We start from the raw sequence: 10,922 nt of genomic DNA on the forward strand, positions 1-10,922 counted from the left end.
GCCCTGGGCGTGAGGGGCGTGGCCCGGGCGGTGCGCTGACCGGGCGCGATCAGCGGATGGTGGAGGGTCAACGGAAGTGTCGGGGGGCGGGAAAACATCCTCGCGTTGCGGCGGTCTTTGATTAGAAGGGGCCCCGCATGCGCACCGGGAAGGGTCGGCCGGGCGCGAACGTGAGGAGCAACCTCGATGCGTGGAAACAGCAAGTGGACGGGACTGGCGCTGGTGGCGGGGCTCTCTGTGTCGGCGTCGGCGATGGCGGCCGAGGAGCCCAACCTGAACAGCGATCCGGGCAGGGCCTCGGAGTTCGGTCAGCCGGGCCAGGTGGTCGTCAGCCAGGAGATGTCCGGCTTCCTCGGCTACTACACCGAAGCGGAAGTCTTCGAGGTGCGCCTGGAGCCGTCGGCGGACTACTTCCTCCAGCAGAACCTGTCGGTGGGCGCCTCGGCGCTGGTGCAGCTGGCCTTCGGTGACGCCACCACGGTGGGACTCGGCGTGCTGGGCCGCGTGGGCTACAACCTGCCCCTGTCGGAGCGCGTGTCGTTCTGGCCCAAGCTGGGCTTCGGCATCCGCTTCGGCCACGTGCCGAACGCCAGCGACGTGGCCTTCGTCCTGGACGTGAACGCGCCCATCCTGTTCCACGTCACGCCGCACTTCTTCGTGGGCGCGGGTCCGCAGATGCGCGCCCTCATCAGCGACCGCGGCTTCGGTCTGGGCGCCCAGCAGGGTAACTTCTCCGGCAGCGACGTGATCCTCGGCATCACCACGACCGTGGGCGGTTACTTCTAGGCGCTGCCCTCTTCCCGACCCCGGGGCCGCACGCCCGGGGGTCGGGAGGAAGCAGGACCCCTGACGTAGGGACGTGCGGGTTGACGTCCCAGGTTGTCTGTGTTGGGTTGGAGGTCACCATGTCCGTGCTCCCGTTCTCGCCCCGACTGCCCGCGTTCGCGCCCATCCATCCGTTGGGGCGGGGACCGCTGGGCGAGTGGGTGTCGCTGGTGTGGCCGCTGGAGCAGGGCGAACAGGGTGAGCGTCCCCTGGTGGTGAAGACGTTCCTCCTGGCGCCGGGGCTCGCGCCGGAGACGCGGCTTCCCCTGGAGGAGGCGCTGACGCGGGCGGTGCCGCTGCGGCATCCGGGCATCGCGCGGCTGCACGGCTTCCAGGTGGACGTGCGCGACACGCTGACGGTGGTGTCGGACTACGTTCCCGGCTGCTCGCTGGCCACGGCGCGACGGCGCGTGGCGGGGCGGGGCACGCGGCTGTCGGAGGCGTTCGTGTGCCACGTGGGCGCGGAGGTCGCGGGCGCGCTGCACGCCGCCCACGTCACGAAGGTGGTGCACGGGGACGTGCGGCCGAACCGCATCCGGCTGGGGCCTCGGGGCGAGGTGACGCTGACGGACTTCGGGTTGCGCCCCGCGTGCCGGCTGCTGCGCCGGTTCACGTCCCCCGCGAGGCCGGACGTGGTCGCGCCACTGCCCGTGCCGGAGGACGTGGTGGCGGAGCCCCGGGTGGAGGCGCGCGAGGACCTGCGCGCGCTCGGGCTGCTGCTGCTGGAGCTGATCACCGGCCGCCCTGGAAATCAGGCTTCGGCCCAGGCTCCGGCTTCGGCGGAGCTCGAGGACGCGCTGCGCGAGCTGTCCCCCGCGCCGAGGGAGGTCCTGCGGCGGCTGTTGCTGGACGCGCCCGGTGAAGGGGAGACGGGGGCGCGGCTCCAGGCGGACCTGCGGGCCTGCCTGGACGCGGGGGCGCAGGGGCGGACGGGCTCGGAGTGGGTGCGCGAGCTGGCGGCGTTGCCGGGCACGGGGCCGCTGTCGCCGGTGGACCGGTATGTGGGCGCGGCGTCGGTGATGACGGCCTCGGTGTCCGTGCGGGAGCGCGTGCTGAGGTCCTGAAGTCCTGATGGACCGCCTGCCGTGCCCGGGAGCATGCGGGCGTGGATCCGCGACGGGGGCATGGACGTCCCCTGGGGGGATCCCGCTAGGCTCCAGGGGTGATCGCGTCCGTCTACTTCGAGCACTTCCGGTGTCTGCTTGGCGTGAAGCTCGCGCTGGAACCGTTCACCGTCCTGATGGGGCCCACGGCCTCGGGGAAGACGTCGATGCTGGAGGGGCTCCAGCACCAGCTCGCGTACGAGCCCACGGACTTCTGGCGCCTGGATGAGAAGCGACCGCTCTCCATCGAGTGGACGTACGCGCACGGGGACCGCACGCGCGTGGTGTATCCGTTCAGCGTGATGGACACGCTGCCGGGCCAGGGCCACTCCACGCAGCAGCTGGCGCTGAGCATGGAGGCGCTGCGCGCGGGGGGCTCCGCCGCGAGGGCGACCTGGCTGGAGCGCAAGGGTGGCAACCTGGCCAGTGTCTTCGCGGCGCTGCCTCAAGCCACGCGCGACATCATCTCCAAGGAGCTGGTCCAGCGGGTGCCGTCCCTGTCGGACGTGGACGTGGCGCGCGAGCTGGAGGACCGCTCCTTCCGGCTGCGCTTCCGCGACCGTTGGAGTCCGGACGTGTGGTTCGGCCCCGAGCACGTGTCGGACGGGGTGTTGTGGTTGCTGGCGCTCCTGGTGCTGCCCTATCAGCGGCCGCTGCCGGAGCTGCTCACGTTGGACGAGCCGGAGCGCACCCTGCATCCGGGGCTGGTGCGCGAGGTGCTGCAGCTGTTGCGAGCCATGGCGCGCGGCGAGTCCACGGGAGGCCAGCCGGTGCAGGTGGTGCTGTCCACGCACTCGTCGGACCTGCTGGAGCACGTGCGTCCGGAGGAGGTGCGCCTCGTGTCGCGCGAGCCCTCCGACGGAACCGTGCGCGTGCGCGCGGTGCCCACGGCCTCGCTCCACTGGCGGCGCGAGTGCCGGGAGCTGTTGAACTCGCTGTAGGGCCCGTGCTGTCCACCAGCGCACGTCCCCCGCCCCCCGAGTGACCGCCGTGTGACGCTCCGTACGATGGGGGGACGGTTGTGCGCCGGCCCCGGTGGGCCACTCCTAACGTGGGCCGCTCGCCCACCATGCCCCTCCTCCTGCCCATCCTGCTGGCCCTGGCGTGCGCGCCGCTCGCGTATGTCGCGGGCCGGTGGCGCCCGGGGGCCTCGGCCTGGGTGGGCGCTTCGGGGGCCGTGGCCTCGCTGGTCGCGCTCGGCTGGGAATTGACGCTGGGGCCCGCGCGCCTCGTCCTCCCCTGGGCTCCCACCTGGGGCCTGTCGCTGGAGTTCACGCGGGATGGACTGTCCGGCCTCTACGCGGTGATGGCGCTGTCCGTCGGGGCGCTCGTCGTCCTGTACTCGCGCGCGTACCTGCCGCACCACCTGGAGGAGAAGGGCCGCCCCGCGCGCGACGAGGTGCGCTTCCACGTCCTCCTGCTGTCGTTCATGGCCGCCATGGTGCTGCTCGTCACCGTGGACGACCTGCTGCTGCTCTTCGTGGCGTTGGACCTCACCACCATCGTCTCGTACCTGCTCATCGGCTACGACCGCGATGACCCGGAGTCGCGCGCCGCCGCGCTGCTGTCGCTGGTGCTCACCGGCGCCACCTCCGTCGTCTTCTTCGCGGGCGCGATGACGCTGGGCCTCCAGTACGGCACCTTCTCCCTGCCGCTCGTCTTCGAGCGCGCCGCGACCTCCCCCGCGTCCACCGGCGCGCTGGTGTGCCTGGCCGTGGGCGCGCTGGGCAAGAGCGCGCAGGTGCCGTTCCACTTCTGGCTGCCGCGCGCCATGGCCGCGCCCACGCCGGTGTCCTCGTACCTGCACTCGGCGGCGATGGTGGCCGCGGGCGTCTTCCTCCTCCAGCGCCTCTACCCGCTGTTCGCCCCGGCGCTGGCCGTGCGCGACGGGCTGCTCGCCATCGGGTTCCTGTCCATGACAGTGGGCAGCCTCCTGGCCCTGGTGGCGGATCCGTTCAAGCGCGTGCTCGCGTACTCCACCATCGCGCAGTACGGCTATGCGCTGGTGCTCGTGGCGCTGGGCTCCGAAGGCGCGCCGTTCTACGTCGCCGCCCACGCCCCCTGCAAAGCGGCCCTGTTCCTCACCGTGGGCGCCGTGACGCAGGTGACCGGGAAGAAGAAGCTCTCCGAGGTCAGCGGCCTGCGCCACTCCCTCCCCGTGCTCGCGGGCGCCAGCGCCGTGGCCGCCGCGGGGCTCGCCGCGCTGCCCCTCACCGTGGGCTTCTTCAAGGACGAGGTCTTCTTCCACGCCCTCGTGCAGCGGGGCCCCGCGTTCATGGCGGCAGGACTCGTGGGCGCGGGCCTGACGCTCGCGTACACGCTGCGCCTCTGGTGGGGCCTCTTCGGGGGCAAGCGCCAGGACGTGCCCGCCGCGCCCCGGCTCCTCGTCGCCCCCGTCGTCGTGCTCGCTGGGTCCGTGCTCGCCGGCGGAATCCTGCCGGGCCTCCTCGTCGAGCCCGCACGCGCCGCGGCCTCCGCCATGCGAGGCGAACCCTCCACGCTGGCGCTCGCGTACCACCTGGATGCGCGGGCGGAGAACCTGCTGGCCGTGGGCGCCTGGGCGCTGGGCGCGCTGCTGTTCGCCACGCGCCTCGCGTGGACGCCGGGGCTCGCGCGCGTGCTGGAGGTCGTCTCCCGGTTCGGCCCCGAACTCGGCTACCGGCGGCTGCTGCACCTGTTGGACCGGCTGTCGACGTGGCTGCACGAGCTGGAGGTGCGCGACCTGCGCGACCGGGTGGCGTCCGTGCTGGTGCCCACGGGCCTGCTGGGCCTGACGGTGCTGTGGGTGACGCCGCTGCGCCACCGCTTCCTCCCGGGCACGGTGGGGTGGGCGGACCTGACGCTGGTGATGGCGCTGGTGTTCGCGTCCGGGGCGGCGCTGGCCACGCTGCGCGCCCGCGGCCACATGGTGCTGGTGTTGCTCATCTCCTGCGTGGGCTTCAGCCTGGCCATGGTGTACGCCTTCGCCGCCGCGCCCGACGTGGCCCTCACCTCCGTGCTGGTGGAGAGCGTCTTCACGCTGCTCTTCGCGGGGCTGCTCGCGCTGCTCCCCAGCCGCCGGCTGGAGCGGGCGCAGCAAGAGGCCCAGAAGCCGCGCGGCCGCGACCGCATCTCCGCGGGCATCGCGGGCGTCAGCGCCTTCCTCCTGAGCTGGAGCGCCCTGTCCCACCTCCAGGCGGACCGCGTGGGCACCCAGACGGTGAAGCTCGCGGAGGTCGCGCACTCGCCCAACGTCGTCGCCGCCGTGCTCACCGACTTCCGCGGCCTGGACACCGTGGGGGAGATGAGCGTCGTGGTGGCCGCGCTCCTGGGCGTCACCAGCCTGCTGCGGCTGAAGGGGAAGCGCTGACATGCGTTCGTTCGTCCCACCCCTGTCGCGCATGCTGGTGCGGCCGGCGTTGATCATCGCCCTGGCCCTCTGGCTCAAGGGCGGCGGGCAGGTGGGCGGCGGCTTCCCCGCCGGAGCGCTCGCGGGGCTCGTGGTGCTCTTGCAGTACGTGGTGATGGGCCGAGAACAGGCCCGGCGCTACGTGGCGGTGCGGTACGCGGCGCTGCTCGCGGGCGTGGGGCTGCTGCTGCTGGTGGGCACCTCGTTCCTGCCCGTGCTCGCAGGCTACGCCCCCGTGAGCCTCTTTCCCCGGCCGGGGCAGCCGGAGCTGGGCGCGGGCGCGTTCCACCTGCACACCGCGCTCATCTTCGAAGGGGGGCTGATGCTCATCGTCTTCGGGCTCGTGGTCACCGTCATCGACCGGTTCGCGCTCAGCACCTCCACGGAAGAGGAGTCCGGGCCATGATCCTCATCGCGTCCCTGGTGGTGGGCCTGCTGTTCGCGTGCGGCGTGCGCATGGTGCTGGAGCGTGAGCTGGTGCGCGTGGCGTGCGGCACGGTGCTCCTCACCAACTCCAGCGTGCTGCTCATCCTCGCGGGCTCCTTCCCGGAGCGCGGCGAGGCCGTGAACGTGCAGCCGGGTTTTCCGGTGACGGACCCCGTGCTCCAGTCGCTGGCGCTCACGGCCATCGTCATCGGCTTCGCGGTGTCCGCGCTGCTGCTCACGCTGGTGCACCGCACGCAGCGCGCGCACGGGTCGCTGCGCACGGACCGGCTGGTGGAAGCGGAGCTCAAGCGCGCGCACGACACCGGAGAGGGGACACCCGGATGACGGCGATGACCATGCCCCTCTGGGGACCGCTGCTGCTGCCGTGGGTGCTGGCCTCGGTGCTGGCGTTCCTGGATGGCCGGCGCGCGTGGGTGGCGTGGCTGGGCATCGCGACCCTGGCCGCCACGCTCGTGTGCACGGCGCTGCTGCTGCCCCAGGCCTGGAGCGCCCACCCGCCCGAGTTCATCACCGGCGACTGGCCGGTGGGCGTGGGCATCCGCATGCGCGCGGACCCGCTGTCCGTCGTGTACGCGCTGGTGTCCACCGCGGTGCTCCTGGGCACGCTCGTCTACGAGCACGTCGCCGGGGGCATCACGTCCCGCAGCTTCCCCTCGCTGGTGGTGTTCCTGGGCGCGGGGCTCACGGGCGTGTTCTTCACGTCCGACGCGTTCAACTTCTACGTCTTCTTCGAGCTGGCGATGACGTCCGCCTTCGCGCTGGCGTCCTATGGGGAGACGGCCCGGAACCTGCGCGCCGCGTTCACCTTCGTGGTGGTGAACCTGATGGGGTCCATGCTGTTCCTCACCGCGGTGGTGATGCTGTACCTCACCACCGGCACCCTGGACATGCAGTCCATGGTCGCGTGGGGACAGGCGCAGGACCCGTACGCGCTGGTCGTCCCGGGCACGCTGCTGCTCTGCGCGTTCGGCGTGAAGCTGGGCTTCTTCCCGTTCCACTTCTGGGCGCCGGCCGTGTACCGCGACGCGGGCCCCACGGTGGCGGCGCTGCTGGCGGGGGCGCTGGCGAACATCGGCAGCTATGGCCTGCTGCGCTTCGGCGCGGACGTGATGCCGCAGGTGCTGGCGTACGCCCGGCCGCTGCTGGAGGTCCTGGGCGCCGCGAGCATCCTCTACGGCTCCGTGCTGGCGCTGTCGCGGCGGGACACGCGCGAGGTGCTGGCGTACGCGTCCATCACCCAGGCGGGGCTCATCATCGCGGCGCTGGGGCTGGCCGGCGGGGAGGGCCTGTGCGCGGCGGTGGCGCTGGCGCTGGCGGGCTCCGTGGACAAGACGGCGCTGTTCCTCGCGCAGGACCGGGGCGGTGAGCGCGCCCGCAGGGCCTACTCCGTGGCGGCCTTCAGCACGGCGGGCGTGCCGCCCACGGCGGGCTTCTGGTCCAAGGCGTGGCTCTTGAAGGCCGCGCTGGCGCAGGGCCACACGCTGCTCGCGGGGCTGGTGGTGCTGGCGAGCGTCCTGTCCCTCATTTCCCTCTTCCGCGCCTACCAGCGCGAACAGTGGCTGCGGCAGGGCGCGGCCCTGCACCGGGGCACCGGCGCGGTGGTGTTCGCCCTGTCGCTGGCGCTCGTCGCGACGGGCCTGTGGCCGGAGCCGCTGCTGCGCGCGGGCCGGGACGCCATCGCGGGCCTGGGGGGGCTCAGATGAGGCTGCGCTCGGTGGTGCGGGGCCTGGCCCTCACGCTGCTCTACGCGGTGATGGTGGGCAGCTACCACCCGGTGGACCTCGCGGTGGGCGCGGTGCTGACCGTGGGCGTGATGCGCCTGTTCCCCCTGGCGGGCCTGCCCCTGGAGCTGGAAGCGTCCGAGCGCTGGCGACGCCTGTGGCACCTGCCGCGCTTCGGTGGGGCGCTGGTGGTGCTGGCGGCGAGGAGCTGCGTGCACGTGCTGGGCATCATCTTCGTGCGGCGCGGCCGCGAGGACCACTCCGGCGTGGTGGACGTGCCCATGGGCGAGCGCACCGCGCAGGGCGTGCAGGTGTCCTCGTGGGTCATCTCCCTGGCCCCGGGCACGGTGCTGCTGGACCTGGACTGGGAGCGCCGCGTGATGCGCATGCACGCGCTGGACGCGTCCGACCCCGAAAAGCTGCTCAGGGAGCAGGACAACTTCTACCAGCGCTACCAGCGCGCGGTGTTTCCGTAGGGGAGGACGCCCCGGTGCACGAGACCTTCTTCACGCTGGACATCCTCTGGATGGTGGGCCTGCTGGGCGCGCTGGTGCTGCTGGCGTCGCGGCAGCGCTCCACCGCGGACGTGCTGATGGCGGTGGACACGCTGGGCCTGGTCATCTGCGCGGTGCTCGCGCTCTACGGCGCCACGCGCGGCGAGCCCGGCTACCTGGACGCGGCGCTGGTGCTGGCGCTGCTCTCCTTCGTGCAGACGGTGGCCGGGGCGCGCTACGTGCACCACGGCCGCGCCTTCCGCGAAGAAGAGAAGGGGGAGTCCCGATGACGGCCACGCTGCTTCAGTGGGTGGGGGAGGGGCTGGTGGCGCTGGGCCTGCTCCTGCTCACGGGCGCCGTCATCGGCATGTACCGGCTGCCGTCGGTGCTCACGCGGGTGCACGCCGCGGGCGCGGTGCCCTACGGCGCGGTGCTCGTCATCCTGGGCGCCACGCTCGCGACCGGGGAGCCGAAGCTGATGCTCCGGGGGCTGCTGGTGGCCGCGTTCCTGATGCTCACCGTCCCCAGCTCCGCGCACGCCATCGCCTGGCTGGCGGAGAGCCGCCCCGACTCCGCCCACGAGGGGGCACCTCCGCCTCCGCCCGTCACGCCCACGAATGACGGCGCAGCGCCTCCCGAGCCCTGACCCACCGCGAGCCGCGGGGCGTGAGCGCGCGGAGGGCCGCCTCCGTCACCACGCCGTAGAGGGAGGTCTGCGCCACCAGCCACGCGTGCTCCTGGGGCGTCCAGGTGCTGCGCGCCTCGGTGGCCTTGAACACCGGGAACGCCAGGTGTTCGAAGGCCAGCACGCCCAGCCCCAGCAGCAGCCCCCGGGGCAGCAGGGACCAGCGCTCCTCCGCGGGGCCCGCCAGGCTCCAGGCCACCGCGAGCATCGGGGAGTAGGTGAAGCGCAAGCCCCACGCCCAGCGCCGGGCCTCCTGCGGGGTGAGCTCCCGGTGCAGCACGCGGCCCATCAGCCGCTGCGCGATGAAGCGGGCCGCATAGGGCGGCGGCCCGCCCAGCGACGCGTTGCGCACGGAGATGAGCACCCGCAGGGCGAAGCCGCCCAGGGTCCCCGCGACGCAGGCGTCGAGGAAGCGGTTCGCCACCGGTTCACCCCTTCATCAGGTTGCGCATGACGAACCAGAGGTTGGCCGGGCGCTCCGCCAGCCGTCGCATGAAATACGGATACCAGTGCTTCCCATACGGGACATAGACACGCACCGGATGGCCTTCCTGGATCAACCGCTCCTGCAGGTCGCGGCGGATGCCATACAGCATCTGGAATTCGAAGGCCCCCTTCGGCAGGTGGTGGCGCGCGGCGTGCTCCAGCGTGGCGTCAATCATGCGCTCATCATGCGTGGCGATACCGTGATACACGCCGCTGTCCAACAGGATGCGCATGCAGCGCACGAAGTTCGCGTCCACGTCCTTCTTGTCCGGGAACGCCACCTGCGGACCCTCCAGGTAGGCCCCCTTGCACAGCCGGAGGCGGATGCGTTCAGCGCACAGGGCCTTCGCGTCCGCCTCCGTGCGGCGCAGGTAGCTCTGGAGCACGGCGCCCACGTGCGGCTCGCCGAACTCCGCGTGCAATTCCCTCACGATGTCCAGGGTCGCCTGCGTGACGGCGCTCTCCTCCATGTCCACGCGCACGAACGAGCCGCGCGCCGCCGCGTCCGCCACCACCGCACGGGCGTTCTGCAGCGCCAGGCCCTTGTCGAACAACAGGCCGCACTGCGTGAGCTTCATCGACACGTTGGCGTTCACCCCCACCTGGTCGATGCGCGCGAGCAGCCGTTGATACTGGCGCACCTCGTCCCGCGTCTCCTGGGGCGTGCGCACCGCTTCGTTGAGATGGTCGAAGCTGGCCATCAGCCCCCGGTCCGACAGGGCCCGCACCGCGTCCACCGCCTCCTCCAGCGTCTCGCCCGCGATGAAGCGCGAGGCCAGCTCCCGGAAGGGTTTGAGCCGCGTGGCCACGTCCTTGAGGTTGGACTGGCGCGACAGGAACAGCAGGGCGGAGCGGGACAGGTGGGCGGCGGCGGTCGTCATTCGGTGTCTTCCCCTGGAGGAAGAGATAACGATTGCTCAGTCAGGGTGCCGCGCGAGGAAGTCCGACACCCGCGCATTGAACGCTTCCGGATGGCTCATGTACGGCAGGTGACTGGCCGTCTCCAGGAACTCCAGCTGCGCCCCCGGCACGTGCGCCGCCACGTCTCGCGCGGCCGACGGCGGCACCAGCAGGTCGCGGCCCCCCTCGATGATGAGCGTGGGCACGCGCAGCTCCCCCAGCCGGTGCAGGAAGTCCGCGGCCAGGATGTCGCGCAGCCGGCGCATCAGCTCCAGGGAGGACAGCCGCCGCGCCTCGCGGACAATCTCGGCCCGGGCCTCCGGGGGCAGCGCCGCGCCGCCCAGCACCCGGGCCACCGTGGGCGCGAAGACATACGCCAGCGGCCGGGGCGCGCGCACCAGCGTGGACAGGGTGAGCGCCAGCCGCCGCACCCGGCGCACGCTGGCCACCGGGGACACCAGCACCAGCGCCTTCACCCGCGCCGGATGCTCCAACGCATACGCGATGGACACGAGGCTGCCATAGGAGGACCCCATCAGCGCGAAGCGCTCCGGGAGCCGCGCCTCCGGGTGGTTGAGCACCGACAGGTTCCACTGCAACGGCGTATGGGTCGCGGGCGTCTTGAGCGGTGGCGTCCACAGGAGCAGCCGGTGCGCATCCGCCAGGGGCTCCATGGGCGCGAAGGAGCGGCCACTGGCGCCCAGGCCCGGAAGACACACCACCGTGCGGGACACGTCCGTGCTGCCGTGCGGAAAGGTGAACAGGCGCACGGGCGTCCCCCGGACCGGGCGCTCCTCGCAGTCCAGGTGGGCATAGCCCCGCTGGATGTCTTCCACGTCCGGGACGAGGGGCGGCACGCGGTCCATGGGGGGG

At 72.4% G+C, this 10,922-nt stretch carries 13 protein-coding genes; 10 read left to right on the forward strand and 3 right to left on the reverse strand.

The window, feature by feature from the left end:
* Positions 1-186 precede the first annotated feature (186 nt).
* The 10 genes from D7X12_RS33870 (at position 187) to D7X12_RS33915 (ending at position 8,624) form a co-directional block, all read left to right on the forward strand.
* The gene (locus D7X12_RS33870; protein WP_120629349.1) at positions 187-786 is read left to right on the forward strand and encodes a hypothetical protein; all 600 of its coding nucleotides are present in this window, start codon (positions 187-189) and stop codon (positions 784-786) included.
* Between the two features lie 119 nt (positions 787-905).
* Complete coding sequence (locus D7X12_RS33875) at positions 906-1,889, forward strand: protein kinase domain-containing protein (protein ID WP_120629350.1); 984 nt, start codon at positions 906-908, stop codon at positions 1,887-1,889.
* 98 nt (positions 1,890-1,987) lie between these two features.
* Positions 1,988-2,869, forward strand: coding sequence for an AAA family ATPase (locus tag D7X12_RS33880; protein ID WP_120629351.1), 882 nt, complete (start codon positions 1,988-1,990; stop codon positions 2,867-2,869).
* Positions 2,870-2,997: 128 nt separating this feature from the next.
* Complete coding sequence (gene mbhE / locus D7X12_RS33885) at positions 2,998-5,277, forward strand: hydrogen gas-evolving membrane-bound hydrogenase subunit E (RefSeq protein WP_120629360.1); 2,280 nt, start codon at positions 2,998-3,000, stop codon at positions 5,275-5,277.
* Between the two features lies 1 nt (position 5,278).
* Positions 5,279-5,722, forward strand: a complete 444-nt coding sequence (locus D7X12_RS33890; RefSeq protein ID WP_120629352.1) for an MnhB domain-containing protein — start codon at positions 5,279-5,281, stop codon at positions 5,720-5,722.
* Positions 5,719-6,087, forward strand: coding sequence for a sodium:proton antiporter (locus D7X12_RS33895; protein WP_120629353.1), 369 nt, complete (start codon positions 5,719-5,721; stop codon positions 6,085-6,087). Before D7X12_RS33890 ends, D7X12_RS33895 begins: the two co-directional genes overlap by 4 nt.
* The gene (locus tag D7X12_RS33900) at positions 6,084-7,466 is read left to right on the forward strand and encodes a complex I subunit 5 family protein (protein WP_244224945.1); all 1,383 of its coding nucleotides are present in this window, start codon (positions 6,084-6,086) and stop codon (positions 7,464-7,466) included. The genes D7X12_RS33895 and D7X12_RS33900 overlap by 4 nt, the downstream gene beginning before the upstream one ends.
* Positions 7,463-7,960 carry a Na+/H+ antiporter subunit E gene (locus D7X12_RS33905; RefSeq protein WP_120629354.1) on the forward strand — a complete coding sequence of 166 codons (498 nt, stop codon included), beginning with the start codon at positions 7,463-7,465 and terminating at the stop codon, positions 7,958-7,960. Before D7X12_RS33900 ends, D7X12_RS33905 begins: the two co-directional genes overlap by 4 nt.
* A 14-nt stretch (positions 7,961-7,974) precedes the next feature.
* Positions 7,975-8,268, forward strand: coding sequence for an MrpF/PhaF family protein (locus tag D7X12_RS33910; RefSeq protein ID WP_120629355.1), 294 nt, complete (start codon positions 7,975-7,977; stop codon positions 8,266-8,268).
* On the forward strand, positions 8,265-8,624 hold the full coding sequence (locus tag D7X12_RS33915; RefSeq protein WP_120629356.1) for a cation:proton antiporter: 360 nt from the start codon (positions 8,265-8,267) through the stop codon (positions 8,622-8,624). Before D7X12_RS33910 ends, D7X12_RS33915 begins: the two co-directional genes overlap by 4 nt.
* Here D7X12_RS33915 and D7X12_RS33920 read toward each other — a convergent pair.
* From D7X12_RS33920 to D7X12_RS33930, 3 genes are read right to left on the reverse strand one after another with little or no spacing between them, the layout of a single operon-like run.
* A complete protein-coding gene (locus D7X12_RS33920) occupies positions 8,584-9,087 on the reverse strand; it encodes a globin family protein (RefSeq protein ID WP_120629357.1) in 504 nt (167 codons plus the stop codon). The two genes, D7X12_RS33915 and D7X12_RS33920, sit on opposite strands and share 41 nt — an antisense overlap.
* A gap of 4 nt (positions 9,088-9,091) precedes the next feature.
* Positions 9,092-10,030, reverse strand: coding sequence for a proline dehydrogenase family protein (locus tag D7X12_RS33925; protein WP_120629358.1), 939 nt, complete (start codon positions 10,028-10,030; stop codon positions 9,092-9,094).
* A gap of 36 nt (positions 10,031-10,066) precedes the next feature.
* The gene (locus D7X12_RS33930; RefSeq protein WP_120629359.1) at positions 10,067-10,915 is read right to left on the reverse strand and encodes an alpha/beta fold hydrolase; all 849 of its coding nucleotides are present in this window, start codon (positions 10,913-10,915) and stop codon (positions 10,067-10,069) included.
* Positions 10,916-10,922: the final 7 nt, after the last annotated feature.

The sequence above is a fragment of the Corallococcus sicarius genome, from assembly GCF_003611735.1.
GTDB lineage: Bacteria > Myxococcota > Myxococcia > Myxococcales > Myxococcaceae > Corallococcus > Corallococcus sicarius.

Bases quoted from the DNA above. Each gene is read 5' to 3' on its own strand.
- D7X12_RS33870 (WP_120629349.1), top strand. From the start codon at position 187: ATGCGTGGAAACAGCAAGTGGACGGGACTGGCGCTGGTGGCGGGGCTC.
- D7X12_RS33875 (WP_120629350.1), top strand. From the start codon at position 906: ATGTCCGTGCTCCCGTTCTCGCCCCGACTGCCCGCGTTCGCGCCCATC.
- mbhE (WP_120629360.1), top strand. From the start codon at position 2,998: ATGCCCCTCCTCCTGCCCATCCTGCTGGCCCTGGCGTGCGCGCCGCTC.
- D7X12_RS33890 (WP_120629352.1), top strand. From the start codon at position 5,279: ATGCGTTCGTTCGTCCCACCCCTGTCGCGCATGCTGGTGCGGCCGGCG.
- D7X12_RS33895 (WP_120629353.1), top strand. From the start codon at position 5,719: ATGATCCTCATCGCGTCCCTGGTGGTGGGCCTGCTGTTCGCGTGCGGC.
- D7X12_RS33900 (WP_244224945.1), top strand. From the start codon at position 6,084: ATGACGGCGATGACCATGCCCCTCTGGGGACCGCTGCTGCTGCCGTGG.
- D7X12_RS33905 (WP_120629354.1), top strand. From the start codon at position 7,463: ATGAGGCTGCGCTCGGTGGTGCGGGGCCTGGCCCTCACGCTGCTCTAC.
- D7X12_RS33915 (WP_120629356.1), top strand. From the start codon at position 8,265: ATGACGGCCACGCTGCTTCAGTGGGTGGGGGAGGGGCTGGTGGCGCTG.
- D7X12_RS33925 (WP_120629358.1), bottom strand. From the start codon at position 10,030: ATGACGACCGCCGCCGCCCACCTGTCCCGCTCCGCCCTGCTGTTCCTG.
- D7X12_RS33930 (WP_120629359.1), bottom strand. From the start codon at position 10,915: ATGGACCGCGTGCCGCCCCTCGTCCCGGACGTGGAAGACATCCAGCGG.